Source organism: Nocardia sp. NPDC041819 (assembly GCF_055590505.1).
Map to the genome: position 1 here is coordinate 302,209 of NZ_JBVJAP010000005.1, position 26,326 is coordinate 328,534.

Annotated in this window: 26 protein-coding genes; 9 read left to right on the forward strand and 17 right to left on the reverse strand. The window is 67.2% G+C overall.

All coding sequences use genetic code 11. From position 1 onward, the window contains the following. Positions 1 to 22: 22 nt before the first annotated feature. The 7 genes from ACZ6DL_RS18375 to ACZ6DL_RS18405 are packed head-to-tail and all read right to left on the reverse strand — an operon-like array spanning position 23 to position 7,455. On the reverse strand, positions 23 to 679 hold the full coding sequence (locus ACZ6DL_RS18375) for a GntR family transcriptional regulator (protein WP_466052498.1): 657 nt from the start codon (positions 677 to 679) through the stop codon (positions 23 to 25). Continuing rightward, entirely contained in the window at positions 679 to 1,854 is a 1,176-nt protein-coding gene (locus ACZ6DL_RS18380; protein ID WP_466052500.1) for a CaiB/BaiF CoA transferase family protein, read from the reverse strand. The genes ACZ6DL_RS18375 and ACZ6DL_RS18380 overlap by 1 nt, the downstream gene beginning before the upstream one ends. Beyond that, positions 1,851 to 2,642, reverse strand: coding sequence for an enoyl-CoA hydratase/isomerase family protein (locus tag ACZ6DL_RS18385; protein WP_466052697.1), 792 nt, complete (start codon positions 2,640 to 2,642; stop codon positions 1,851 to 1,853). The genes ACZ6DL_RS18380 and ACZ6DL_RS18385 overlap by 4 nt, the downstream gene beginning before the upstream one ends. 11 nt (positions 2,643 to 2,653) lie before the next feature. Then, complete coding sequence (locus ACZ6DL_RS18390; protein ID WP_466052502.1) at positions 2,654 to 3,814, reverse strand: CaiB/BaiF CoA transferase family protein; 1,161 nt, start codon at positions 3,812 to 3,814, stop codon at positions 2,654 to 2,656. A gap of 14 nt (positions 3,815 to 3,828) precedes the next feature. Then, the gene (locus tag ACZ6DL_RS18395; RefSeq protein ID WP_195152290.1) at positions 3,829 to 4,998 is read right to left on the reverse strand and encodes an acyl-CoA dehydrogenase family protein; all 1,170 of its coding nucleotides are present in this window, start codon (positions 4,996 to 4,998) and stop codon (positions 3,829 to 3,831) included. Positions 4,999 to 5,000: 2 nt separating this feature from the next. After that, a complete protein-coding gene (locus tag ACZ6DL_RS18400) occupies positions 5,001 to 6,956 on the reverse strand; it encodes an AMP-binding protein (protein WP_466052505.1) in 1,956 nt (651 codons plus the stop codon). Positions 6,957 to 6,993: 37 nt separating this feature from the next. Continuing rightward, positions 6,994 to 7,455, reverse strand: a complete 462-nt coding sequence (locus ACZ6DL_RS18405) for a MaoC family dehydratase (protein WP_067488553.1) — start codon at positions 7,453 to 7,455, stop codon at positions 6,994 to 6,996. 130 nt (positions 7,456 to 7,585) lie between these two features. Between ACZ6DL_RS18405 and ACZ6DL_RS18410 the strand changes: the two genes are divergently transcribed. Genes ACZ6DL_RS18410 through ACZ6DL_RS18430 form a run of 5 tightly spaced genes read left to right on the forward strand, consistent with a single transcriptional unit; the run spans position 7,586 to position 11,719 of the window. Next, positions 7,586 to 8,749: an acyl-CoA dehydrogenase family protein gene (locus ACZ6DL_RS18410; protein WP_466052507.1), complete on the forward strand. Its 1,164-nt coding sequence runs from the start codon at positions 7,586 to 7,588 to the stop codon at positions 8,747 to 8,749. Continuing rightward, the gene (locus ACZ6DL_RS18415; RefSeq protein ID WP_466052509.1) at positions 8,746 to 9,645 is read left to right on the forward strand and encodes an HpcH/HpaI aldolase/citrate lyase family protein; all 900 of its coding nucleotides are present in this window, start codon (positions 8,746 to 8,748) and stop codon (positions 9,643 to 9,645) included. Before ACZ6DL_RS18410 ends, ACZ6DL_RS18415 begins: the two co-directional genes overlap by 4 nt. Further along, complete coding sequence (gene fabG / locus ACZ6DL_RS18420) at positions 9,642 to 10,388, forward strand: 3-oxoacyl-ACP reductase FabG (RefSeq protein WP_466052511.1); 747 nt, start codon at positions 9,642 to 9,644, stop codon at positions 10,386 to 10,388. The genes ACZ6DL_RS18415 and fabG overlap by 4 nt, the downstream gene beginning before the upstream one ends. After that, positions 10,385 to 11,254 carry an FAS1-like dehydratase domain-containing protein gene (locus ACZ6DL_RS18425; protein WP_466052513.1) on the forward strand — a complete coding sequence of 290 codons (870 nt, stop codon included), beginning with the start codon at positions 10,385 to 10,387 and terminating at the stop codon, positions 11,252 to 11,254. Before fabG ends, ACZ6DL_RS18425 begins: the two co-directional genes overlap by 4 nt. A 12-nt stretch (positions 11,255 to 11,266) precedes the next feature. After that, a complete protein-coding gene (locus ACZ6DL_RS18430; RefSeq protein WP_466052515.1) occupies positions 11,267 to 11,719 on the forward strand; it encodes a MaoC family dehydratase in 453 nt (150 codons plus the stop codon). A 55-nt stretch (positions 11,720 to 11,774) separates the two neighbouring features. On the opposite strand, the gene ACZ6DL_RS18435 is transcribed toward ACZ6DL_RS18430, so the two are convergent. From ACZ6DL_RS18435 to ACZ6DL_RS18470, 8 genes are all read right to left on the reverse strand, one after another. Next, the gene (locus ACZ6DL_RS18435; RefSeq protein WP_466052516.1) at positions 11,775 to 12,668 is read right to left on the reverse strand and encodes an HpcH/HpaI aldolase/citrate lyase family protein; all 894 of its coding nucleotides are present in this window, start codon (positions 12,666 to 12,668) and stop codon (positions 11,775 to 11,777) included. A gap of 55 nt (positions 12,669 to 12,723) precedes the next feature. Beyond that, on the reverse strand, positions 12,724 to 13,860 hold the full coding sequence (locus ACZ6DL_RS18440) for a lactonase family protein (RefSeq protein WP_466052518.1): 1,137 nt from the start codon (positions 13,858 to 13,860) through the stop codon (positions 12,724 to 12,726). 267 nt (positions 13,861 to 14,127) lie between these two features. Beyond that, on the reverse strand, positions 14,128 to 15,627 hold the full coding sequence (locus ACZ6DL_RS18445) for an aldehyde dehydrogenase (protein WP_466052520.1): 1,500 nt from the start codon (positions 15,625 to 15,627) through the stop codon (positions 14,128 to 14,130). 129 nt (positions 15,628 to 15,756) lie between these two features. Further along, entirely contained in the window at positions 15,757 to 16,500 is a 744-nt protein-coding gene (locus ACZ6DL_RS18450; RefSeq protein ID WP_466052522.1) for a GntR family transcriptional regulator, read from the reverse strand. A gap of 291 nt (positions 16,501 to 16,791) precedes the next feature. Next, positions 16,792 to 17,232, reverse strand: coding sequence for a nuclear transport factor 2 family protein (locus ACZ6DL_RS18455; RefSeq protein ID WP_466052524.1), 441 nt, complete (start codon positions 17,230 to 17,232; stop codon positions 16,792 to 16,794). 45 nt (positions 17,233 to 17,277) lie between these two features. Then, complete coding sequence (locus ACZ6DL_RS18460) at positions 17,278 to 18,768, reverse strand: aldehyde dehydrogenase family protein (RefSeq protein WP_466052526.1); 1,491 nt, start codon at positions 18,766 to 18,768, stop codon at positions 17,278 to 17,280. Beyond that, positions 18,765 to 19,214 carry a VOC family protein gene (locus ACZ6DL_RS18465; RefSeq protein WP_466052528.1) on the reverse strand — a complete coding sequence of 150 codons (450 nt, stop codon included), beginning with the start codon at positions 19,212 to 19,214 and terminating at the stop codon, positions 18,765 to 18,767. The genes ACZ6DL_RS18460 and ACZ6DL_RS18465 overlap by 4 nt, the downstream gene beginning before the upstream one ends. Positions 19,215 to 19,284: 70 nt before the next feature. Beyond that, the gene (locus ACZ6DL_RS18470) at positions 19,285 to 20,838 is read right to left on the reverse strand and encodes an aldehyde dehydrogenase family protein (RefSeq protein WP_466052529.1); all 1,554 of its coding nucleotides are present in this window, start codon (positions 20,836 to 20,838) and stop codon (positions 19,285 to 19,287) included. 726 nt (positions 20,839 to 21,564) lie between these two features. Here ACZ6DL_RS18470 and ACZ6DL_RS18475 point away from each other — a divergent pair. From ACZ6DL_RS18475 to ACZ6DL_RS18490, 4 genes are all read left to right on the forward strand, one after another. Further along, complete coding sequence (locus ACZ6DL_RS18475; RefSeq protein ID WP_466052531.1) at positions 21,565 to 21,858, forward strand: putative quinol monooxygenase; 294 nt, start codon at positions 21,565 to 21,567, stop codon at positions 21,856 to 21,858. Between the two features lie 26 nt (positions 21,859 to 21,884). After that, positions 21,885 to 22,427 carry a hypothetical protein gene (locus ACZ6DL_RS18480; protein WP_466052533.1) on the forward strand — a complete coding sequence of 181 codons (543 nt, stop codon included), beginning with the start codon at positions 21,885 to 21,887 and terminating at the stop codon, positions 22,425 to 22,427. 42 nt (positions 22,428 to 22,469) lie between these two features. Beyond that, positions 22,470 to 23,813, forward strand: coding sequence for a uracil-xanthine permease family protein (locus ACZ6DL_RS18485; protein WP_466052535.1), 1,344 nt, complete (start codon positions 22,470 to 22,472; stop codon positions 23,811 to 23,813). A gap of 61 nt (positions 23,814 to 23,874) precedes the next feature. Next, positions 23,875 to 24,066 carry a DUF3072 domain-containing protein gene (locus tag ACZ6DL_RS18490; RefSeq protein WP_040866726.1) on the forward strand — a complete coding sequence of 64 codons (192 nt, stop codon included), beginning with the start codon at positions 23,875 to 23,877 and terminating at the stop codon, positions 24,064 to 24,066. Positions 24,067 to 24,200: 134 nt separating this feature from the next. On the opposite strand, the gene ACZ6DL_RS18495 is transcribed toward ACZ6DL_RS18490, so the two are convergent. Both ACZ6DL_RS18495 and ACZ6DL_RS18500 read right to left on the reverse strand, forming a co-directional pair. Next, positions 24,201 to 24,569, reverse strand: coding sequence for a VOC family protein (locus ACZ6DL_RS18495; protein ID WP_466052537.1), 369 nt, complete (start codon positions 24,567 to 24,569; stop codon positions 24,201 to 24,203). A 480-nt stretch (positions 24,570 to 25,049) separates the two neighbouring features. After that, the gene (locus ACZ6DL_RS18500; protein WP_396977903.1) at positions 25,050 to 26,309 is read right to left on the reverse strand and encodes a cytochrome P450; all 1,260 of its coding nucleotides are present in this window, start codon (positions 26,307 to 26,309) and stop codon (positions 25,050 to 25,052) included. Positions 26,310 to 26,326: the final 17 nt, after the last annotated feature.

Below are 26,326 nucleotides of genomic sequence, written 5' to 3' on the forward strand. Positions count from 1 at the left end.
AGTTCACGCATAAAATATTATATCATCTCCAGAAGCCGCGGGATTCCAGCATGTGCACCGCCCGGGCACCACCGTGCAGGAAGTGCTCCTCGGTGACGGCGCGAGCCGTGGCCACATCCCGGGCCAGCAGGGCCGCCAGGATCTCGCGGTGATCGCGGTCGGCGGTCTCGGGCCAGTCGTCGTGGGTCTCGTAGAAACCGTGCGGGCCCGCGCTGCCGAGCACTTTGAGTTCGGTGAGCAGACGCCGGGACCCGCTCGCGCGGTTGATTACGCGATGGAACTCGAAGTTCAGCGTTTCACGGTCGCGGCTCGACGCCGTGGTCATCCGGTCCAGGATCCGGCCGAGCGTGTCGAGCGAGGACGCGGGTATCCGGGTGGCCGCGCGGGCGGCGGCCAGCCCCGAGACCACGCCGAGCAACCAGTAGTGATCGCGCACGTCGTCGCGCGTCATCGGGGCGACGAACGCCCCACGCCGGGGCGGCATGTCGACGATGCTCTCCAGTTCGAGGGCGATCAGCGCCTCGCGCACCGGCAGCTTGCTGATTCCCAGCGAATCCGCGATCTCGTCCTGGTCGATCTTGTCGCCGGGACGCAGCTCACCCGCGAAGATCCGCCGCCGAATCTCTTGCACGGCGGTAGTTTTCAGGCTGGTCGGCGGGGTGACGCGCGGCAGGTCCATCAGGTCTCGCTCGGCTGGGCGCCCCGTGGCGCGAATTCGGCCCGGATGGCGTCGGTATGGGCGCCGAGCGCGGGCACCGAACCGTTGGTCACCGGCCAGTCCCGTGCCGTCCCCGGCGGCAGCAAGGCCGGTACGGGTCCGGACGGAGTCCCGATCTCGCGCCACCGGCCGCGTTCCCGCAGCTGGGGATGCTCGGCGAGCTCGCGCACGCCGTTGAGCCGCGCGTTGCCGATACCCGCCTTGTCGGCGGCGTCCTGGATCTCGACGAGAGTTCGTGTGACGCACCACTGTTCGATAATCGCGTCGACCTCACCGCGGCGCGCGACCCGGTCGTCGTTGTGCAGGTAACGCGGATCCTCGGCCAGTTCGGGGCAGCCCATGAGCGCGGTCATCCGCCGCCACTCCCGGTCGCTGGTAGTGCCGAGGACCGCCGTCTGCCCGTCGGAGGTCGGATACGCGCCGTACGGGGCGATCATCGGCGAACCCATACCGACCGGCACCGGCTCCGTGCCCGCGTGCAGCACCTGGTTGAGCGCGAAGCCCATCATCTCCGACACCACATCGAGCATCGCGACCGGAACGACCGCGCCGCGTCCCGTGCGCTCACGGTCGTAGAGCGCGGCCAGGACCGCCGAGTACGAGTACAGCGCGGTGCCGATGTCGGCCACCGGGACACCGGGCTTGGCCGGATGTCCGGGAATACCGGTGATCGCGCACGAACCCGCCTCGGCCTGGATCAGCAGGTCGTAGGCGCGTTTGTGGTCGAGCGGACCGCCACGGCCGTAGCCGGAGATGTCGACGATGATCAGCCGGGGAAACCGGCGCGTCAACTCGTCGACACCCAGACCGAGCCGGTCCAGCGCGCCAGGGCCGAGATTGCTGACCAGCACATCGGCCTCGGCCAGCATCCCTTCCAGGACCGCCAGGTCATCGGCGGCACGCAGGTCGAGCGCCGCCGATTCCTTGCCGTGGTTGAGCCAGGTGAAGTGCGCCGACAGGCCACCGACCACCGTGTCGTAATGCCTGGTGGAGTCGCCGTATCCGGGCTGCTCGACCTTGATCACCCTCGCGCCGAGGTCGGCGAGGTGGCGGGTGCACAGCGGGGCGGCGATGGCCTGTTCGAGGCCGATCACCGTCACCCCGGCCAGCGGAGCACGCTTGGGTTCGGTGCTCATGAGAACTTGGGCTCCCGCTTCTCGCGGTGTGAGCCGACGCCCTCGACGACATCGGGGCCACCGAAGTGATAGAACTCGAGGCCCAGTGAGGCGTCGAAGATCGGCATGGCCTGCCGGTACCAGCCGTTGAGCGCCATCTTGGTGCCCTGGATGCCGGCCCGCGAGCCTGCGGCCAGCTTCTGCGCGATCTCCATGGCACGGTCCTGGACCTGGTCGTCGTCGACGCACAGCGACACCATGCCGATGCGTTCGGCCTCCTCGCCGGTGAGCACCTCGTTGGTCAGCAGGTGGTACTTGGCCTTGGCCATCGAGGTGAGCAGCGGCCAGCAGATCGCGGCGTGATCGCCCGCCGCCACGCCGAGGCGTACGTGTCCGTCGACGATCTTGGCGCGCCGGCCGGCCACCGAGATGTCGGCGAGCAGCGCCGCCACCAGACCCGCGCCGGCGGCGGGGCCGTTGATCGCGGAGATGATCGGCTGGGGCACCTCGATGATGTTGCGCACCAGGTCGCGCGCCTCACGCATCACCCGTGTGCGGGAGGTGTAGTCACCGATCATGGCCTCGACCAGGTCGAAGCTGCCCCCGGCGGAGAAGGCCCGCTTCCCCGCGCCGCGGATGACGACTGCTCGCACCGATTCGTCGAGAGCGATCACCGGCCAGATGTCGGCGAGGTGCCGATGTGCCTCGGCACCGACCGAATTCAGGTTCGGTCCGTCGAGCACGATCCGCAGCACGCCGTCGGCTGGGCGGTCGATCGTCAACGACGAGAACTCCTCGTAACCGGGCACTTGTTGTCCTCTCATTCGCTGATCGACACCGCGTCGGCGCCGGTGGGGGTGGCGGTGGCGGTGGCCCACCGCGCCAGAATGTCGTCGAGGTCGCCGAGACCGGTGGGCGGGCACGACGGGGTGCGGGCCGGCGTCCGGTCGAAGCGCGGCGCGGGCGCGGGGTGCAGGACTCCCGAAACACGGTGGAATACTCCGCGTTCCACGTTGTGGGGGTCTTCGGCGGCTTCATCGAAGGTGAGCACCGGGGACACACAGGCATCGGTGCCCTGATATATCTGCCACCACTCGTCGCGGGTCCGCTTCGACACCGCGTCGGCGATGAGTTCGCGCAGTCTCGGCCACTGTTCGCGGTCGTCCTGGCCCGGCCAGCCGGTGGTGTCGACACCGAGCCGACTCGAGAACTCACGGTAGAAGTCGGGTTCGAGCGCGCCGACCGCCAGGTACCGGCCATCGGCGCACCGGTAGGTGTCGTAGAACGGCGCACCGGAGTCGAGGAAGTTGGTTCCCGGTTCGTCGGAGTACAGCCCGGCGGCGCGCAAGCCTTGCAATTTGGCCGTCAACACGGCCACACCGTCGATCATCGCCGCGTCGATGACCTGACCTCGGCCGGTGCGCGCGGCCTCCACCAGCGCGCAGGCGATGCCGAACGCGCCGATCGCCCCGCCACCGGCGTAGTCACCGAGCAGGTTGATCGGCGGCCGCGGCGCCCCGCCTTCGGAGGCGAGGGCGTGCAGGGCGCCGGACTGGGCGACGTAGTTGATGTCGTGTCCGGCGTCCTTGGCGCGGGGACCGGTCTGGCCGTATCCGGTGAGCCGGACGTAGACCAGTCCGGGGTTGCGTGCGGTGGCCACCTCGGGGCCCAGCCCCAGCCGCTCGGTGACACCGGGGCGATAGCCCTCGATGAATACATCTGCCGAATCAGCAAGACGCAGAACGGCTTCGCGACCTTCGAGATCCTTCAGATCCACCGCCACCGACCCGACACCGCGGTTGACCACATCGGTCTCCTCGGTCAGGCCGACGGTCTGGCTCAACTCGCGCGCCGAACGGTGCGGTGGCCGCACCACCCGGACGACGTCGGCGCCCATGTCGGCCAGCAGCATCGACACATAGGGCACCGGCCCCATGCCTGCGAGCACGACGACACGCACACCCGCCAACGGTCCCGTCATCGGTATGTCCCCTTCTAGTAGGAACGCGGTAGGCCGAGCACCTGCTGGGAGATGTAGTTGCGCACCATCTCCTGGGAGAACGGCGCATTACGCAGCAGACGCACCTCCCGCCACAGCCGCTCGATGTGGTACTCCTTCGCATAGGCGTACCCGCCGAGTGTGGAGAACGCACGATCACACGCCTCGAAACCGGCTTCAGCACCGAGGTACTTGGCCGCGGCCGCCTCGGGACCACACGGCAGACCCGCGTCGAACAGTTCCGCGGCACGCATGATCATGCCCTCGGCGGCTTCCAGGCGGATCCACGAATCGGCCAGCGGATGCGCCACGGCCTGGTTCTGACCGATCGGACGGTCGAACACGACGCGGTTCTTGGCGTATTCGGCGCCGATCTCCAGCGCGGCGCGACCCAGGCCCACGCCTTCCATGCCGACCACGATGCGCTCGGGGTTCAGGCCGTCGAGCAGGTAGTAGAAGCCCTTGTCGACCTCACCGACGAGCCGGTCGTCGGATACCTCGAGGTTGTCGATGAACAGTTCGTTGGTGTCGATCGCGGCACGGCCCAGCTTGTCGATCTCGCGCACGGTGATCTTGGAGCGGTCCATGTCGGCCAGGAACAGCGACATGCCCCACAGCGGCTTGTCCTCACGCCGCGGCGAGGTACGAGCCAGCAGCAGAATCTTGTGCGCGTTCTGGGCGTTGGTGATGAACACCTTCTGCCCGTTGATCACCCAGCCGCCGTCGACCTTGGTCGCCTTGGTCTTGATGCGCGAAGTGTCCACGCCCGCAGTGGGTTCGGTGACGCCGAAGGCCATCAACATCTCACCGGAGGCCAGCTTGGGCAGGTACTCGCGCTTCATCGCCTCCGAGCCGTACTTCACGACCGGGGCAGGCGGGAAGACGTAGAAGTGGATCGCCGAACCACCGCTCATCCCGGCGCCCGAGGCCGAGATCTCGCCGAGCATGACCGCGGCCTCTTTCAGGCCCAGGCCGATGCCGCCGTACTCCTCGGGGATCATCGCGCCCAGCCAGCCGCCCGCGGCGAAGGCTTTCACGAAGTCCCAGGGGTATTCGTGCTTGTTGTCCTTGTCGAGCCAGTAGTTGTTGTCGAACTTGCGCGCGAGCTCGCGCGTGGCCTGTCGGACGACTTCGACGTTGTCGTCGGTCGCTGTAGCGGCAGTCATTGCTACTCCTGTTCGTCGCCCGCGGACACGGGGATCGCTTCGAGTGGGGTGGCTGGGTCGAGGGAGGACATGTCTCCGGTCGGCGCCCCGAGATACCGGGACCGAATGGCCCGGCGCATGATTTTTCCGTTCTTGGTCTTGGGCAGGCTCTCCACGACGACGACCGAGGGGGCGAACGAGCGTCCCGCATTGCCGATCGCGGTGTCCTGCAGGTCTTCCGGTGTCTGGCCGGTGGACCGCAGCACGGCGAACGCGACCGCGCGCTGGCCGCGCAGTTCGTCGGGCACGCCGATCACGGCGACCTCGGCGATCCGGTTGTCGCGCAGCAGCGCCGCCTCGATCTCCGCGGGACCGACCCGGCGACCCGACAGTTTGATGGTGTCGTCGGATCGGCCGTGGATGCGCCACATGCCCTGGTCGTCGATGCCGGCCAGGTCGCCGTGCACCCACACACCGTCCCACTGGTTCCAATAGGTCTCGAGGTAGCGCTCGCGGTCCTGCCAGAAGGCATGGGTCATGCCGGGGAAGGTGTTGCGTACCACCAGTTCCCCGATCTCACCGACGACCGGGTTGCCGTCCTCACCGAACACCGCGGCGTCCACGCCGGGCAGTGCGCCGGTGAAGGCGGCCGGGGCGGCAGGCAGGAACGGGTACCCGATGAGGATGCCGCCGCCGACCTCGGTGCCGCCGCTGTAGTTGACGATGGGCCGGGTGCCGCCGCCGACCTCCTGGAACAGCCACCACCAGGTGGGTTCGTCCCATGCCTCACCGGTGGACACGAAGGTGCGCAGGCTCGGCATCGCGTGGGTCACGACCTCACCCGCCGCCTTCAGCGCACGCGCCGCGGTCGGTGCGATACCGGCGACGGTGACACCGTTGCGTTCGATGATCTCCCACATCCGGTGCGCGGTGGGGTGCGTCGGCAGGCCCTCGATCATCACGATCGTCGCGCCCAACTGCAGCGGACCGGTCATCAGCATGGGGCCGACGAGCCAGCCGAGGTCGGTGATCCAGGAGACGACATCGCCCTCGTGCACGTCGAAGCCATAACCGAAGTCGACCGCCGTCTTCACCGCGAAACCACCGTGGGAGTGCACGATGCCCTTGGGGCGACCGGTGGTGCCCGAGGTGTAGACGATGGTCAGCGGGTCGTTGGACTCGGTGTCGGCGGTCGGCACCGGGGCCGGATCGGCGTCGAGCTCGTCGTAGTACACGTCGCGGCCCTCGCGCATCGGCACCTCGGTGCCCAGCTGCCGGATGACCACGACCTTGGCCACGGTGGGCGCCGACTCCAGCGCCGCGTCGGCGGTCGCCTTCAGCTCGACCCGCTTACCGCGCCGCGTCGTCCCGTCGGCGGTCACCAGCAGCACCGCTTCGGAATCCTGCAGGCGGGTGGCGAGCGCGTCCGGTGCGTAGCCGCTGAAGGTGGGCACAGACACGGCCCCGATCATCGCGATCGCGAGGAAGGCCACCGCGGCCTCGGGCACCACCGGCATGAACAGCACCACCCGGTCACCGCGCCGCACACCCAACTGGGTGAGGTTGGCGGCGAAACGCCGCACCTGCGCGTCGAGTTCGGCGAAGGTCAGCGTGCGCCGCTCGCCCTCGTCGCCCTCGTAGACCACCGCGAGCCGATCGGCGGCGGGGCCTCGCGCGTGCCGGTGCGCGGCCAGCCGCGCGATGTTGACGCCACCGCCGGTGAACCACCGGGGGAACGGTTTGCCCGCCGAGTCGTCGACGACGCGGTCGAACGGGACCGAGAAGTTCACGCCCAGGTCGGTCGTCGCGGCCCGCCAGAACCATTCGGGCTCGGCGATGGCTCGCTCGTTGAGCTCGGCGACCGCCGCGGCGTCGTCACCGAATCCCCAGGCGCGCATCGCCGCGAGCAGACGGCTGCGCTCACGGATCTGTGCATCGGGCACCCAGGCCGGCTGCTCGGCAGGCTGAACGTCCACCATGACGTGTCCTCCTCGTTGCTGGTTCGTCGTGGCCGGATCAGGCCTGCTCGGCCGGACGCTTCATCATCAGGCCGACGCGCAGGGCGTCACAGACCACCTCGTCGCGCTGGTTGATACCGAGGTGGCGGAAGGTTACGATGCCGGAGTCGTTGCGGCTCTTGGATTCCCGCTTGTTCTCGATCTTGGTCTGCACGTGGATGGTGTCGCCGTGGAACACCGGCTTGGGAAACTTGATCTGCTCGAAGCCCAGGTTGCCCAGGGTGGTGCCTTGCGTGGTCTCCGGCACGGTGATACCCGAGACCAAGCCGAGAATGAACAGACTGTTCACCAGGCGCTGCCCGTAGATGGAGTTCTTGCTGTACTCGGCGTCCAGGTGCAGCGGGGCCAGGTTCAACGTCATCACACTGAACAGCGTGTTGTCGGCCTCGGTGACCGTGCGGCGGGTGGGGTGGTCGATGACCATTCCCGGCTCGAACTCCTCGAAATACAGGCCAGCCATGTCGCATCCTCCTTGAATATATTATGTACTAGACGGTGTCGAACGGATGCTACCTCACCGTTCGACTTATCGTATATTATATCATCGTATATTATATCTAGTATCAGCCTCAGCCGCAGAGGAGCCGAGAGTGTCCGAACTCAGTGCCGAGGACTTCGAGCCGATCCTGGCTCACGTCCATACGTTCATCCGTACCAAGGTGGTCCCGCGCGAGCAGGAGATCCTGCAGACCAACGCGATTCCTGACGACATCCGACAGGCCGCTGCCGAGATGGGCCTGTTCGGGTACGCCATCCCGCAGCAATGGGGCGGTCTCGGTGTCGACCTCACCCAGGATGTCGAGCTGGCCATGGAGTTCGGCTACACCTCGCTGTCACTGCGGTCGCTGTTCGGCACCAACAACGGCATCGCCGGCCAGGTGCTGGTCAACTACGGCACCGACGAACAGAAGAAGCAGTGGCTCGAGCGGATCGCCTCGGGCGAGGTGCTGGCCTCCTTCGCGCTCACCGAACCCGGCGCGGGATCCAATCCCGCAGGTCTGCGCACCCGTGCCCGCCGTGACGGCGAGGACTGGGTGATCGACGGCCAGAAGCGGTTCATCACCAATGCCCCGCTCGCGGATCTGTTCGTCACCTTCGCCCGCACCGCCGAGCCCGGCCCCGACGGCCCCGGTATCGCGGTGTTCCTGGTGCCCGCCGATACACCGGGCGTCATCGTCGGACCCAAGGACGCGAAGATGGGCCAGGAAGGTGCTTGGACCGCCGACGTCACGTTCACCGATGTCCGTGTCCCCGCCGACGCCTTGGTCGGCGGCTCGGAGAACGTCGGATACAAGGCCGCGATGGCCTCGCTCTCGCGTGGTCGCGTGCACATCGCCGCGCTCGCCGTCGGTACCGCCCAGCGCGCGCTCGACGAATCGGTGACCTACGCCGCCACCGTCACCCAGGGTGGTACGCCCATCGGTGATTTTCAGCTGGTCCAGGCGATGATCGCCGACATGCAGACCGGGGTGATGGCCGGCCGCGCGCTCGTGCGCGACGCCGCCGCCAAGTACGTCTCCGGCGAGGACCGCCGCATCTCCCCTTCGGTGGCCAAGTTGTTCTGCACGGAGATGGTCGGCCGTGTCGCCGACAACGCGGTGCAGATCCACGGTGGCAGCGGGTACATGCGTGAGGTGACGGTCGAACACATCTACCGCGACGTGCGCCTGCTGCGCCTGTACGAGGGCACCAGCGAGATCCAGCGCCTGATCATCGGTGGCGGGCTCGTGCGCGAAGCGAAGAAGCGCGCGTGAGCACGAATACCGCGACCGATCTCGCCATCCGGGTCCGCGTCGCGTCGACCCTGCTGTTCGTGCCTGCCGACCGTCCCGAACGCTTCGCCAAAGCCGCCGCGGCGAATCCAGGTCTGGTCGTGCTCGATCTCGAGGACGCGGTGGCGCCCGATGCCAAGGAGGCCGCCCGCGAAAACGCCGCCGCCTGGATCGAGGCGGGCAACGAATGCGCCGTGCGCATCAATGCGGCCGCAACCGTATGGCACGCCGATGATCTCGCGGCCCTCGCACCGCTGCGCTGCGCGATCGTGCTGCCGAAGGCCGATATCGAGGTTCTCGAGGGTGTCGTGGCCACCCTCACCGAGGCACGAGCGAGCAGTCCCTATCGCCCGGAAGCCGGCGGCAGCCGACCCCCGCTGATCGCATTGGTCGAAACCGCCGCGGGGGTACTGCATTCCACGGCTGTCGCGGCCACGACGGGTGTGGAGCGGCTCGCGGTCGGCACCTTCGACCTCGCCGCCGAACTCGGTGTCGACCCCACCGATCGCGAAGCGCTCGCCGGTACCCGGCACGCACTGGTCCTCGCTTCTGCCGCCGCGGGCCTGCCCGGCCCGATCGACGGTGTCACCGGTGCCGTCGGTGATGCCGGCCTGGTCGAGGACGACGCTCGCTACAGCAAGCGGCTCGGCTTCACCGGCAAACTCTGCATCCACCCGAGTCAGCTCGTCCCGGTAGCCACAGCGTTTCGCCCCACCGGGGCCGAACAGGCCTGGGCACGGAAGATCCTCGCCGCCATCACCGACACCTCCGGGGTCGCCGTGGTCGACGGTGCCATGGTCGACAAGCCCGTGCTCGACCGTGCCCGGCGCATCCTGGCGCAGCTCGACGCCACCACCGACAGTGAGGAACAGCCATGACCGGACCACTTCTGGCCGACAAGACCGCCGTCATCACCGGCGCCGCCCAGGGCATCGGCTACGCCATCGCCGAACGATTCGTCGCCGAGGGCGCGCGCGTTGTCATCGGTGACATCGACGGTGCCGCCGCGCAGGCCGCCGCCGACAAACTGGGCGGCGCGACCGTCGCCCGTGGGGTGCGGTGTGATGTCACCGTCGCCGACGACGTCCAAGCCCTGATCGACGCCGCCGCCGAATCCTTCTCCCCCGTCGACGTGATGGTCAACAACGCGGGCATCACCCGTGACGCGACCATGCGCAAGATGACCGAGGACCAGTTCGACCAGGTCATCGCCGTCCACCTCAAGGGCACCTGGAACGGCACCCGGCTGGCAGGTGCGGTGATGCGGGAACGCGGCAGCGGCGCCATCATCAACATGTCCTCGCTCTCGGGCAAGATCGGCCTGCCCGGCCAGACCAACTACTCCGCGGCCAAAGCGGGCATCGTCGGCCTGTCGAAGGCCGCAGCGAAAGAGCTCGCGCACCTGGGCGTGCGGGTCAATGCCATCCAGCCCGGCCTGATCCGCACCGCCATGACCGAGGCCATGCCGCAGAAGGTGTGGGATCAGAAGATGGCCGAGATCCCGCTCGGCCGCGCCGGTGAGATCGACGAGATCGCGACGGTCGCACTGTTTCTCGCTTCCGACATGTCCTCGTACATGACGGGCACGGTGCTCGAGGTGACCGGCGGGCGGTTCATGTGACGGCGTCCACCTGGCAACCGCATACGGAAACCACCACCGAACTCCTCGATCCCGCGCCGGTGGCCGCGTTGGCCGCGCTGCTCGACGACGGCCTGCCCGCCCCTGGCCCCGGCGATCCGCTGCCACCACTGTGGCACTGGGTGGCGCTGCCGCGTTGGGCCACCTCCGGCGTGCTCGGATCCGACGGGCACCCTCGACGCGGCTCGTTCCTGCCACCGGTCGACCTGCCGCGACGCATGTTCGCAGGCGGTGAGATCCTGCTGCACGCACCGCTTCTCGTCGGATCGACGGTGCGGCGCGAGGCCGAGGTGGTCTCGGCGACCGAGAAGAACGGCCGATCCGGCGCACTGGTCGTGGTCGACGTACGGATCCGTTTGTTCACCGATACCGACCAGCTCGCCGTCGAGGAAACACAGCACCTGATCTACCGGGAGGCCGCACCCGCGCCGGAACACCCCGCGCAACCGCCTTCGGCCGAGGACACCCTGCCGCGCACTCCCCTGCACCGCACGGCGGACAACGCCTGGGAGCTGCGGACCGATCCGTCACTGCTGGCGCGGTTCTCCGCGGCCACCGCCAACGCGCACCGCATCCACTACGACTGGCCCTATGCCACCGGCGTCGAGGGATACCCGGGGCTGGTCGTCCACGGCCCGTTGCAGGCCATCGCACTGGCCGAGATCCACCGCCTGATGGGCGGGGCGCCGGTGCGGGAGCTGCGCCACCGCGGCCGGGCGCCGCTGTTCTGTGGGCAGCCCGCACGCTTGCTCGCCACCGAGGTGCCCGACGGGGTGGCACTCGAATTGTTCGGTCCCGGTGGCGCATCCGCCGGACCGAACGCAACCGTCGACGTCACCACCGATTGATCAGGAGAGACCGTGCCCCGCGTATTCACCACCCTCGACGAGGTCCGCTCCGCCGTGGGTGAGCCGATCGGCCCGAGCGAACCGTATCTGGTCGACCAGGCGCGCATCTCGGCGTTCGCCGAGATCACCGATGACGAGCAGTGGATTCACGTCGACCCCGAGCGTGCCGCCGCCGGACCGTACGGCACCACCATCGCCCACGGGTATCTCACGCTGTCGCTGATCTCGCATTTCCGGCCGGAGCTGCTCGATTTCCGATTCGGCTCGGCCCGGGTGAACTACGGCGTCAACAAGGTTCGCTTCCCCGCGCCGTTGCCCGCCGGGTCGCGGCTGCGGGCAACCGTGACGATCACCGATGTCACGGACACTCCTGCCGGGACCTCGGTGACGGCGAAGTACGTGCTCGACGGCGGCGCGGTCAAACCCGCCTGCGTGGCCGAGACGGTCCTGCTGATCGTCGACTGATCGCCTGACAAGAGAAGGGGGCGGCCGCGGCCGCCCCCTTCTCCTATTGTCGCTACTACACGTCGGCCGATACCGCGTCGGCCAAGGCGATCACGCCCTCCGCGGTCTTCACGTGCGCGAGATCGATGTGCTGGCCTTCGAAGTCGACGGCCGCGCTGCCCGCGGCCTCCGCCTCGTTGAACGCCGCGATCATGCGCCGGCAGTAGTCGACGGTCTCCGGCGACGGCGAGAACACCTCGTTGGCGATCGCGACGTGCGACGGGTGGATGGCCACCAGGCCGCGGTAACCCAGCTGACGGTTGTCGAGGCAGAAGCGCCGGGCGCCGTCGAGGTCCTTGATGTCCTGCCACACACCGGTGACCGGGTGGTGCAGCCCGTTCGCCCGCGCGGCCAGGATGATCCGGCTGCGCAGATACAGCGTCTCGAGCCCGGCGGGGGTGAACTCGAAGCCGAGTTCGCGACCGACGTCGGCATTGGGACCGGTGGCACCGAGCAGGGAGGCCACCCGGGGGCTCGCGCCCGCGATCTCCTCGCAATGCGCCATCGACACCGCGGTCTCGAAGGACACGATCAGCTGCACCGTCCCGACTTCGATGCCCTCACGCTGCTCGATGTGGCTCAGCACCGCGTCCAGGCGCACGATCTCGTCGGCCGTGAACACCTTCGCCAGGAACAGCCCGGCCAGCCCCGGTCGCACGACGGCTTCCAGGTCACCGCCGAGCAGCCCGCTCACCTCCGGGTTGGCCCGCACCCACAGGTCGGGGCGCACGCCTTCGGCCGTGAGACGGTCGATCGTGGCCGCGACAGTGCCGCGCGCCTCGACCTTGTCCGCAGCCGGCACCGAATCCTCGAGGTCGAGGATCAGCGCGTCGGCGCCGGAGGCGACGCCCTTGTCGGCCCAGGAACCCTTGTGACCGGGGACGAAGAGCATCGAGCGGTACGGTTTCATCGTGTGCCTCCCTGGCAGCTACTGTGCGAGTCTACTCAATATAATATATGTAATATCATCGCTGTACCGCCAGTACCGCGTTGGCACCGTCGGCGAAGATCAGCCCCGTGTCGACGGACTGCTCCCCCGTTGCTGTCAGCCGCCCGTCGGACGCCATCGCATACGTATGCACGCGCGCGGTGATGCCGACGGTCAGAGTGTCGATGAGGAAAACCCGCTGCGATTCCGAGTCGACCACCACGCGGCCCGGCAAGGTGCCCGCCGACGCCGGGTACGGCGATCCGGGCAGCGGGCTCAGCGACCCGTTCTCCGCGATCCGGAACCCACCGATCTGGCCCGCCATCGCCTCGGCCAGGTACATCCGGTGACTGTCGGCGGTGAAGACCGCACCGTGCGGCAACGGCATCATCCCGGTACGGAAGGGCGACCCCGGAACGGGACTCAGCTTTCCGTCGGCACCGATCGCATAGCCCGAGATGTCACCGCTGGCTTCATTACTGACGTACATGAACCGGCCGTCCGGCGTCACTCCGGGCAGGGTCGACATCAGACCGGCCGCGGCGGAATCGACGAGGGTGAGCCCACCATCGGGCCCCACGGCGAAACTGAACGCCGTCGCCTGCAGCCAGCCGACGGCGAAAACGAAACGGCCGTCCGGGGCGATCGCGAGCTGATTGAGCGCACTCACGCCGGGCACCTGAACCGCACCGGTGAAAACCAGGCCACCGGCGGCGGTGATCGAATAAGTGCGGATTTCGTTGGTCACCGAACCGCTCGTCACGAACAGTCGCTTCCCGTCGGGCGCGACCACGGCACCCACACCGGGGACGCCCAGCTCGAGGTTCGCCTCGGGAATCGGGGTGAGAACGCCGTCGCTGCCGAGGCGGAATCCGTTCACGGTGCCCGACACCGTGTTGATCGAGTAGACGTGACGCCCGTCGGGCGTGACCGTCACCGCCAGCGAACCGGTCCCGGACGGAAAGGGTGAACCAGGCACTGTCGACAACCTGCCCGCGTCGTCGAGGCCGAGCACACTGATATTCGACGATGCCGCCCCGCTGATCACCAGAAACCTGGCACCCGGATCCGCCAGAGCGACCGAGGAATCCAGCCAGCCGCCCGAGGCGAGTGCGAGCGTCACAGCGAGACCGGCGGCCGCGCGCCGGGAACGAAAACGCTGGGTAGAGAACATGTGTGCAACCTCCGACCGACCGACGAGCACCGCTGCTCCCCGACCGAATAGAACACGCGCGATCTGCGCCAGGAACGAATAGGACGACGTTGTCCGCATGCCACCCTTTTCCCGATAGACGCTAGCCAGGTTTCCATGCACGCAATGTCCAGAATATGGACAGTAAAGAATTTTCGGTCAGCACAATTTCCATATCCCGGCGAACAGCGCAAAAGGCCCCGCCGACCGAAGTCGACGAGGCCCTTTCCGGTGAAATATCGGTACGGATCAGTAGCCGAGACCGGAAATATCGGTCGGCTCGTTCTCGAGCACCAGCGTTTTGGTTTCCAGGAAGGACAGCAGACCTTCCGAACCACCTTCGCGACCGACGCCGGACAGCTTGAAACCACCGAAAGCGATCGAGAAATCGGTACGCGGACCATTCTGCCCGACCGTGCCGGTCCGCAGCTTGCGTGCCAAGCGGTAGGCGCGGTCGGCGTCGTTGGTGAAGACCGAGGCGTTGAGACCGTACGGGTTGTCGTTGGCCAGCGCGACGGCGTCGTCCTCGTCCTTCGCCGCGATGACGGCCAGGACCGGCCCGAAGATCTCCTCGGTCGCGATCACCGATCGGTTGTCGACACCGGCGAAAACTGTCGGCTCGACGAAGAAGCCGCGCTCGAGCCCGGCCGGTCGGCCACCACCGGTCACCAGGCGCGCGCCGTCGGCTTTTCCTGCGGCGATGTAGCTTTCGACGCGTTCGCGTTGGCGGGTGGACGCGAGCGGCCCCATGGTCACGCCCTCGTCGAACGGGTCACCCACCCGAATCGCGCTCATCGCGGCGCCGAGCGCGTCGGCGAGTTCGTCGTGACGCTTCTCGGAAACGATGACGCGCGTCAGGCTGTGACACACCTGCCCGGCCAGGTAGCTGATGCCACCGGCGAGCACCTTCGCCGCCGTGCCGGTGTCGTAGTCGTCGAGCACGAGAGCGGGCGACTTGCCGCCGAGTTCGAGGGTGCAGCGCGCCATCCGGTCGGCACAGATCGCGCCGATCGCGCGGCCCGCCACCGTGGATCCGGTGAAGGTAACCATGTCGATGCCGGGGTGGCGCACCAGTGTTTCCGACACCTGCCGGTCGGCGGTCACCACATTGACCACCCCCGGCGGCAGCCCCACCTGGTCGCAGATCTCGGCGAACAGGTACGCCGAGGTCGGCGCCTCCTGCGGTGGCTTCAGCACGATCGAGCAACCGGCGAGCAGAGCCGGCGCGCACTTGTAGGCCATCAGGCCTGCGGGGCCGTTCCAGGGCACGATCGCCGCGACGACACCGACCGGTTCGCGCACCAGCAGACCGGCGCCGCCGCCCGCGGGTGTGTGCGGCTTCCGGAACGCGAACGTCTCGGCCAGATCGGCATAGGCGTTGAAGGCGCCCGACAGGAACAGCGGAAGACGGGTCTTGGCCAGCGAGTACACGATGCCCGATTCGATCGACCAGAGCCGGGCGAAGTCGTCGCCCCGCCTGGTCAGTTCGGCGGCGATCGCACGCAGGTAGCCGGCGCGCTCGGTCGGCGACATCAGCGGCCACGGACCGGTGTCGAAGGCCTTGCGCGCGGCCGTCACCGCGGCATCCACGTCCTCGACGGTCGCCGCGCCGACGGCGGTGACGACCTCCTCGGTGGTGCAATCGAGGATCTCGAAGGTCTCCGAGGACGACGCCGGAACCCACCTGCCGTCGATATAGGAGGCCTCGGGATGCGCAGGCAGCACGCCTGCCACAGCCGACCTGGTCATGGAAAGTCCTCTCACCGCTGTGACGCATGCAACGAACAGAAATATATACTATATTCCGTATCGAAGCACCACGCCTTGAACAGGCACAACGCGGGCGAGGGAGGCCGACGGGTCGAATCGGCCGACAGGTCAGGCCGTGGATCTGCGGGCCGACTCGGCCCACAGTCCCTGCTTCTCCAACATGGCGATCAACTCGTCGGCACTGGACATGATGTGTTCGCGCATCAGGGTATCGGCGGCCTTGGGGCGACGCTTCTGCAACGCTTCGAGGATCAGCGGGTGGTCACGCAACGTGTCCTCACCGTGCCCCTCGATATTGATGTAGAAGCGATTCGGCAGCTGCTTGACGACGGTTGACAGCAGCATGGCCAACCGGCGAGAGTCCGCCGCCAGGTTGATCGAGCGATGGAACTCGTGACCGTAGGCGACGAGCGCCTCGTCGGATCCGTTCTCCGCCGCCTGCGCGTGCGCTTCGACGACGCCCGCGAGATGGTCGAGTTCGCGTGCGGAGATCGACTCCGCGGCCCGGCTCGCCAGTTCACCGGCCATCGTCGCCTGCGCCCAGAACAGGTCGCGCACATCCTGTTTGCTGAACTCCGACACCATGAATCCGCGCCGCGGCACCAGTTCGACGAAGCCTTCGCCGCTGACCAGTAGCAGACCTTCGCGCACCGGAGTGTTGCTGACACCGACGGCCTCGGCGATCGGTTCGATCCGCAGGAACTCACCGGGCCGCACCCGGCCCGAGATGATCAATTCACGAACGTAGGTCGCGACATCCTCCGACAGCTGATGACCCTGCTTGTTCGCACTGCGCGGCAAACGCTGCAGGCTGGTTTCCACCGGGGTCCTTTCGGTCGCCTGTTCATGCATTATGCCTCATATGTGACTTCAACGCAGGCAGGCGTGACACCGAAGTCCTGAGCATTTGACCGTTGGGGTGTCCAAATTGCTGGACACCGCGTGGTGCGCCCGGCTCAGGCTCGCCGAACGCCGCTCCTCACCCGGGCGAACACCCGGCAAGCTCCAGCGTGCCGGGCCGAAGAACGCAAGACCAGCTCACCCGTCCCGGCTCCGGCCGCGACGCCCTGTCCGTGGTAGCCCAACTGTCAGCGGCTGCACGGCAACCCCGTCGATGCCGATTCCAGGAGATTGCAGTCCGCGCTACGCGAAGACCGGGCTGTCCGCGACGAAGCTCGCGAATTTCAGGCTTCGCGTCTGCCACTGCCCTTCGCGATTGACGAACTCGAAAGCGTATGTCCCCGAGAGCAGTACCCGCGTCTCATCAGCGGCGAGGCGGAAGTAGAAGACATCGGTGGCCGCTGTCGCGGTCTCACCCTGGATATCGATCACGGGATTGGTGATGTGGTGATGACACTGGGGAACTTCACGCCACACCTTCCGCACCAGTTCCCGAATACCGTTGGTACCATGTCCCTCACCGCGAGGAAGCAGATAGTCGGCATCGTCGGACCAGATGCTCATGAAGGTCTGCTCGTCCTTCTGGTCTATCCCGTGGCAGTACTTCGCCATCAGTATCTTGATCTGCTCGACGTCGACGACCCACTGGATCTTCTGCTCCAGGCCGCCATTGAGATTTGCCATAGTTGATCGAACTTTCGAGAGTCGGGTTGAAGTGCTCCGTTGACATCAGCGGTCGAGCAGCGTGACGACCGATTTCGTCTCGAGGTATCCCTCGAGTGCGTCGGGGCCGTTCTCTCTACCCCACCCGGACTGTTTGAAGCCGCCCACCGGCATCTGGACGCCCCCCGCGCGGTGGATGTTCACGCCGATGCGACCACCGCGCAGGCGGCGGGCGACGCGATGGGCCAGTGCGACGTCGCGCGTCCAGACACTGCCCGCCAGCCCGTATTCGGTGTCGTTGGCCGCGGCGATCGCGGAGTCGAGATCGGTGAACGACATGGCCGCGATCACCGGGCCGAAGATCTCCTCGCGGACGATCCGCATGTCCGGTGTCGCGTCGGCGATGACGGTCGGCGGGTAATAGAAACCGGGGCCGTCCAAGCGCTTTCCGCCACTGACGAGCCGCGCCCCCGCTGCTCGGCCACCCTCGACGTACCCGGCGACCCGGTCGAGCTGACGCTGGGAGATCAACGGGCCGAGCAGCGCGTCCGGGTCGGTGCCGTAGCCCACCTTCATGGCCCGGCCCTGCTCGGCGATCCCCTCGACCAGCTCGTCGTAGATGTCGGTGTGCGCGAACAACCGCGTCCCCGAGGTACAGATCTGGCCCGAGTTCCAGAACACGCCGATGGCGATCCCCGCCGCGGCGGCGGCCAGGTCGGCATCGGGCAGCACGATCACCGGCGACTTGCCGCCCAGTTCCAGCGACACCTTCTTCAGGTTGCCGGTGGCCGCGGCGACGATCTTACGACCCACTTCGGTGGAGCCGGTGAAGCTGATCTTGTCGACGCCGGGATGCTCGGCCATCGCCGCGCCCGTCGCCCCGAAACCGGTGACGATGTTGACGACACCGGCCGGAACCCCTGCCTCGAGCAGGATCCGGCCGAGGGCCAGCGCTGAGAGCGGCGCTTCCTCCGACGGCTTGAGCACACACGTGCATCCGGCCGCGAGCGCGGGCGCCAGCTTCATCGACATGGCGATCAACGGTGCGTTCCACGGCACGATCATCGCCACGACACCCACCGGGTCGCGATAGGTGGCGCCCTGCAGCCGACGCTCGGCGGTCCCGATGCCGACGGTGGTGCCCTGGATCTTGTCCGCCCAGCCCGCGTAGTACCGGAACTGGTTGACCGCCTCGGCCACCATCAGTTCCGCCTGGGCGACTGGCATACCGACGTCGAGACTCTCCAGCCGCGCCATCTCCTCGGACTTCGCCTCGAGCAGATCGGCCACCCGCCACAGCACCACGCCGCGCTGCGCCGACGACAAACGCAGCCACCGTTCCTCGTCGAAGGCGCGCCGCGCCGCGGCGACCGCGGCATCGACATCAGCGCCTGCCGCCTCGGCGACCCGACCGACTACTTCCTCGGTGCCCGGATCGATCACCTTGAACGTCGCGCCCGTGGCGGCGGGCACCCACTCACCGTCGATGAGCAGGCGCCCGACGCCGGAACCGAGTGCGGACTGCACCACCGCTTCCACACTCACGACCGAGTTCATGCGTGATCGTGGATGTAGGGAACCGGGTGCGAGATCTTGGTGCCCGGCGGCGGACTCTGCACCGCATTCGGATCACCGGAGACCAACTCGACCAGGTAGCCGTCCGGGTCGGCCACCATGGCCAGGGTCACCGGACCGAAATCGGTTGGTTCAACTCGCATTTCGTATCCGGCGGCCTCGATCTCCGCAGCCGCCGCGTTGACGTCGTCCACGACCAGCACCAGCGGCGCGTACCCGGGGACCGCGGCAGGTGCCGGCAGCAGATCACCGTTGAGCAGAACCAGGGTGCGCACGCCTTCGGAGTTCTCCAGCATCACCTCGGTGAGTTCCGGATCCACGAATTCGAGCAGCGCGCCGACCTTCTGATCGAACAGTTTGTAGAACGCCAGCGAGCGGTCGAGATCGCGAACGATCAGCTTGAAATTGGTGAACTGACCTTTGATCATAAGATTCCCCGTTGGATCTTTCGAACACGAGCCGGGCCTTCCGGGCACGCGCAAGTTCTGCGGAAACGTGCTACTCGGCCGAGGGCGGGGTGCCGAGCACCAGGCCGTAGGCGCGACGGCTGACATCACCGGACAGATCGATGGTGATGCCCTTGTCCTGGGTGAACTCGTCGAGTGCGTCGGGCCCGAGCTCACGACCGGTGCCGGACTGCTTGAATCCGCCGAAGGGCAGGTACTGAGAGATGTTGTGGTAGTCGTTGATCCACACCGAACCGGCCTCGATCTGGCGGGCAACCTCGAGCGCGCGCTGGTTGTCGCGGCTCCACACGGCGGCGGCCAAACCGTACTCGGTGTCGTTGGCGATCTTGATCGCTTCCTCCTCCGAGTCGTACTTCAGCACCGACAACACAGGCCCGAAGATCTCCTCGCGAGCGATGGTCATATCGTTGGTGACGCCGGTGAACACCGTCGGCTCCACCCAGTAGCCCTTGTCGAAGCCCGCACCGGTCGGCACACCGCCACCGACGACGACGGTCGCGCCCTCGGCCTTGCCCTTCTCGATGTAGCTCAGGATCCGCTCGTGCTGGGTCTTGTTCATCACCGCGCCGATGTCGGTGGCCGGGTCGAGCGGGCTGCCGATCTTCAGTGTCTTCAGCCGCTCGACCAGGCGGGCGACGAACTCGTCGTGGATCGAGGCGGGCAGCAGCAGCCGGGTGCCGGATTCACACGCCTGGCCGGCGTGCAACAGGAAGGCGTAGATCGAGCCGTCCACGGCCGCAGTCAGATCGGCGTCGTCGAGCACGATGTTCGGGCCCTTGCCACCCAGTTCGAGCAGCACCCGCTTGACGGTGCCCGCGGCGTCGGCCATCACCTGACGGCCGGTCGCGGTAGAGCCGGTGAACGAGACCAACCGCACGTCGGGGTGCTTGACCAGGTGACCACCGACCGTGGGTCCGTCACCGACGACGACATTGAGCGCACCGTCGGGCAGTCCGGCTTCCTGCAGCAGCGCGGCAAGTTCGAGGGCGAAGATCGGGGTCTTCTCGTCGGTCTTGAGGACCACTGTGTTGCCCGCAGCCAGTGCCGGGATCGACTTCCACACGGCGATGACCGCCGGGAAGTTCCACGGGACGATTCCCGCGCACACACCGACCGGCTCCTTACGAATGAAGCTCGCCGAAAGCACCTGTCCGGCAACCGGTCCCGAGCGCTCCCACGCATAGGTGCGGGTCAGCTCCGCGTAGTGGCCCAGGTGCATCAGCGGGAAGCCGACGCCGATGGCACCGGCCAGCCGCAGCGGCATCCCGGTCTCCTTGGCGCTGAGCGCGGCCAGCTCGTCCATCTTCCCGCTCAGTGCGGCGATCACCCGGTCGATCACTGCGGCACGCTCGGCGGGCGGGGTGTTGCGCCAGACCCCAGAATCGTGGGCCCGCTTGGCGGCCGCCACCGCGGCGTCGACGTGGCTCGTATCGGCCTGGGCCACGGTGACCACGACCTCTTCGGTGGCCGGGTTGATCACCGGAATGGCGGTGTCGGTGTCGACCCACCGGCCGTCGATGAACAGCCGGTAATGCGGAACTCCGTCACGATCGACAGCCGGAGTTTCGGGAAGAGTGGCAGTCATTTCTCACCTCTGGTTATGTGGTTCGCCGGAATCTCGGCGCGTGGAATTCAGGAACGGATCATGCGGCGGGATATCGGTTTTCAACTCGTCCCGGCCCCGGAATCAACAGTAGAGAGATCAGCGACACGCGGGTGTCCAAGTTTCTGGACAGCCGATTCGATGCATTTCTGCTATCTCCCAGCAATGTGCACGGAGGCAGCGGAGAACACTAGTTACGGGCCGGTGTCGAACGCCGCGCGAGCGGCTCGGATCGCCCGGCCCATGTCCGCGCGCGAGCCTGCCACCACCCGGCCGATCGGCTGCCGTGAACGGCGAGACGACTTCGAAGTGTTCCCGGCCTCGGGAGCGAGCCAAGCACCGCCGATGAACGAACTCTCGTGGTTGTCCGACCGAACCACCATGTCAACTCCCGCCGAATGAAAGCAGCCGAATGCACTGCACCATCGACGAGATGACCGCTGCCGCGCTGCAATGAAAAACTCCGGAATTCACGTTTCCGCTGAGTGACTTCGATCATATCGAGCACTACGGGCTATTCAATTGACGTTTTCCGAAACGCCGCTTCGCTCATCCCGAACCCCGATATCCAGGCACTTCACGCTGGTCGAATCGACACTTTCCGATTTGCCAATTGGCTTGGAATGTGATGTGCGTTACGGTCGGTCCGTTCGCTGCCGGAGTTTCCGCCGAACATTCGTTTTCCCGCCGAGAGGAGTCTGCATTTCCATGGCTATTCAGGTGACGATCGACATGGCCGCCAAGGCCGGCCGCTTCGGCGATCTGCGGGAGTGGTTCGTCGAGAACCTTCCCGGCACCCGCAGCTTCGCGGGCAACATCAGCGTCGAGGTCGCGCGCAACCAGGACGAACCGGCCCGCATCCTGTTCGTCGAGAAGTGGGACACCCGGGCGGATTTCGAGGCCTACCTCGCCTGGCGCGACGAGTCCGGCGTCATCGCCGAGTTGCTCGAGATGCTCGACGGCGACATCACCTTCCGCTACCACGATTTCCTCGGCGTCTGACACGACGGCGAGGGGGTAGGTAGTCGATGACGACATTCGTACGAAGCAGGGCACGCCGTCGCGCCGCCCTGCTCCAGAAACCGGCCGCCGCGTTCGCGGCCGTTCTCCTCGGTGCCGGCTGGGCAGCGGGCGTCGCCGCAGCAGCTCCCGGCCACGACGCTCGGTTCCTGCTGATGGGCGGCACCGCGACCGGCGATGTGGCGGTCCTGCGGATCGCCGACGACGGTGGCCTGTCCCCTGTCGGGGGCTCACCGTTCAGCGCGGGCCCCGGAGTCCTGTCGGTGGCCGCGGCTCCCGACAGCCGCACCGTCTATGTCACGCAGGTGGGCGCCCAGCGCGTGACCGGGTACCACATCGGCGGCAACGGCGCGGCCCATCCGATTACGGGTGGCGAGGTCGCGTTCAGCGGCGGCCCGGTGGTCACCTCGATCCTGACACCCGATGGGCGATTCCTGTTCATCGGCGCGGGCGGCGTACCGGGCCGGATCAGCACCTTCGCGGTCTCCCCCCCTGGTGCGCTCACCTTCCTGCGCGAGACCACGGTCACCAGGTTCGCCGTCTTCCGGTGAGCGAACACGGCGCGACGACCGGGAATGCCGCACACTGCTCCCATGACGACGCCCGAGACGCGAACAAGACCGATATTCCGGTGGACCGAGGTCGGCACCGGCGGTGTGATCGCCCCCGGCGAGCGATTGACCTGGCCGCGCACGATCGGGATCGGGTTGCAGCATGTGGTGGCGATGTTCGGCGCCACCTTCCTCGTTCCGGTCCTCACCGGGTTCCCGCCGTCGGCGACGCTGCTCTTCTCCGGGGTCGGCACCCTGCTGTTCCTGGTGATCACCCGCAACCGGCTGCCGAGCTATCTCGGTTCGAGTTTCGCGATCATCGCGCCGGTCCTCGCGGCCACCGCCTCCGACGGCATGGGCGCGGCCCTCGGCGGGATCGTCGTGGTGGGCGCCCTGCTGATCGTCATCGGCGTGGTGGTGCACTTCGCAGGCACCCACTGGATCGAGGCGCTGATGCCGCCGGTGGTCACCGGCACCATCGTCGCCCTCATCGGGCTGAACCTGGCGCCGACCGCCGAAACGAACTTCGAGAAGGACCCGATCACGGCCACGGTCGTGCTCATCTTGCTGATCTCGTGTCTCGTACTCTTCCGCGGATTGATCGGCAGGCTGGCCATCGTCGCCAGTGTCGTGCTCGGTTATCTGCTCGCGCTCGCGCGCGGTGAGGTCGACACGGCGGCGATCGGGAGCGCCGCATGGGTGGGACTGCCCGACTTCCACGCGCCGAGCTTCCACCTCTCGGTGATTCCGATGTTCCTGCCGGTGGTGCTGGTACTCGTGGTGGAGAACATCGGGCACGTCAAGTCGATCACCACGATGACCGGTATCGACTACGACCGGCGCATGGGCCGCGCGCTGGCGGCCGACGGCCTGGCGACAGTCCTCGCCGGCAGTGGCGGCGGCTCGGCGACCACCACATACGCGGAGAACATCGGCGTGATGGCGGCGACGAAGGTGTACTCGACCGCCGCGTACTGGGTGGCAGGCGCCGCCGCCATCGCGCTCAGCCTCTCACCGAAGGTAGGAGCGGTGATCGCAGCCATCCCCGCCGGGGTGCTCGGTGGTGTCACGACCGCGCTCTACGGCCTGGTCGGGATCCTCGGCGTGCACATCTGGGTGAGCAACCGGGTGGACTTCGGCACACCGATCAACCAGTTCACCGCGGCCATACCGCTGGTCATCGGCATCGCCGACTTCACATGGAAAGTAGGCGATCTCGACTTCGGCGGCATCGCCCTCGGGGCCCTCGCCGCGCTGGTGATCTACCACGCGATGCGGCTGATCGGGCGATGGCGCGGAACGGTCGAACCCCACCACGCGCACGACGAGACGAAGCCGGCGGAACCGACGGACCGCCGACCCGGCGGCGGTTCATCCGGTGATTGAACCTCCACGACCCGGGTAGACAGGAGTCGAACACATGTTCTGTCGAGCGTGAGGAGCGACGATGGTACAGCCGAAACCGGAAAAGGATCCGGACCAGTGGACCACCGGCGACGAACCGATGACCGGACCGCAAGACTCCTACCTGCGCACCCTGGCCCAGGAAGCGGGCGAGGAGGTGCCCGAGGGCCTGACCAAGGCCGAGGCGTCGCAGCTCATCGATGAGTTGCAGCAGCGCACCGGCCGCGGCGCCTGACCGGCCGGGCTTGCCGCCGTGCCCGGGGCCGAGTCCTCCGATGGTGGACAGGACTCCGGGCGGCCGGCTTGCCCTTGGTACCGACGAAGCGCGCCGAGTCCCAGGCGAGGTGAATGCGCCTGCGGTCCGGAACGCTACTGCTGGAGCACGGACAGGACGTTGCCCGCGGGGTCGGTGAACCACGCGATCAACGGACCGCCGCCGCGGTGAATGCCTTTCTCGTCCTGCTCGGCGAATTCGTACCGTTCGAAGCGCACGTTCCGGCGCGTGAGTTCATCGACGGCCGCTTCGATATCGGGGACGGGGAAGTTCAATACGGTGAAGGTCGCGGGCGCATGGTCCGGCTTCGGGTATACCAGGACCGTGCCCCCGCCGCCGAGGTGTAGCTGGAGCATCCCGTTCTCCTCGGAGACTCGTATCCCGAGCGTCTCGGCGTAGAACCTCTTCGCCGCCTCGATATCGTCCACCGAGAACCCACTGAACGCGCTGCTGTCGGTAAGCATCACTCGCCCCTCTCGGTCATCGCAGCCCGGTGCTGCTCATCGAATCGAACGTAGTCGCCATGGCGAGTCGATCGGGGTGGCGAACACACCGGTGTCGCAATCGGCGAGTTCGGCCGGTTATCGACGTCATCGATGCGCCCCGCCATCGCCCGCGAGGGCGGGGCTAAGGATGATCACCTTCGCCCGGGAGTTCGCTCGGCGTCATCTCGTCGATCATCAAGTAGCCACCGCTGGTAGTCAGACATCGTAGCCTGGGCCACCGGATCTCCGGTCGACCTTCGACGCGAAAATCCCCCGCGCCTGGGTTGCCCCGCTCGGAGTATATAGATAGATGCGCATATCTACGTATAGGCATGAACGCGCGCTCCCGGGGGGCGCGATCGGCTTGAACAGGCTTCTCAGCCTGCGACCGGCACCCGACGACCGACCCGCGCCCGCCCCCGGGAGAACTCGATCGGCACAGCCGTAGTGGTGGCGCTGTCAGATGTTCAGCGGAGCGGTGGGCGGGAAGGTGACCGGCAATTCGGTCAGTGCCCGGTGGAAGGGACCCGGCCGCCAGTTCGGTGTCCGGTCCGGCAGATTCAGTTCGATCTCCGGCAGCGCGTCGAGGAGTTGGTCGATCGCCTCTTGCGCGATCAGATAGGCCAAGGATCGCGCCGGGCAGGCATGCGGGCCCAGGCCCCAGGCCAGGTGGGAGCGATTGCCGGTCAGGTCGCCGGTCCGGATCGCGGGATCGTTGTTGCACGCGGCCATGCTGATGACGACGGGCTGGTGCGCGGGCAGCCAGACGCCGTCGATGAGAATCGGGTGGCGGGGATAGGTGATCAGCAGGTTCGCCAGGGGCGGGTCGTTGAACAAGACCTCGTCGAGGGCATCGCGAGACGACAGGTTGCCGCCGAGGAAGCTGTCGCCGAAGCGCGCGTCGGTGAGGATCAGCAGCAGGGTGTTGGTGATCAGATTCAGCTCGAATTCGATCCCGGTTCCGTAAACCTGGGACACATGGTGAGACGCCTCCACGTCGTCCAGCCGGGCGGAGTGCTGGAGCAGGACCGAGGTGATGTCGCGTTGCGGTTCGGCGCGTTTGAGTGCCACCAGTTTCATCAGCGCCTCCCCGAGCATCTGATTGCCCTTCTCGGCGTCGACACCCTCGAGGAGGGCAGCGGTACCGGCGGCGACCTGCCCGCCGATATCAGGCGGGCAGCCCAGCAGATAGTTCACGACCTCGAATACGAGGGGGAACACATATTGGCGGATCAAGTCCGCATTGCCGTCCTGGCAGAAGGAGTTGATCAGCGGAACGGCCAGTCCCTCGACGACGGCCTGGAGGGCGTACAGATCCACCTCATCGATGCTCGCGGTGATCGCCCCCCGGTAGCGGGTGAAGTCGGACCCGGTGCTGCGACTGGCCATGGGCCGCCACTCCAGGAGCGGGAGAATGGGGCAGTCGGCTGGGATGTTCTTCTGCCAAGCGCGTGGGTCGGCGGGGAAGTGCTCGGGATCGTTGAGGATTCGCACCGCGGTGCCGTAGCCGATCACCAAGGTGGCGGGTACGCCGGGCGCCAACTCCACCGGCGCCAAAGACCCGTACTGTCGGCGCATTTCGCGGTAGGCACGGTGTGGCTCGGCCGCGAACTCGGGCGTATAAAGGGGCACCCGTGTGTCGTCCGAATCAATCGGCGAGCCGTGCACAACCGGGCACGACGGCGCTGGAACCTCGGACTGCGGCGTACTCAAAAGCAAACTCCCAAACTGTCGGT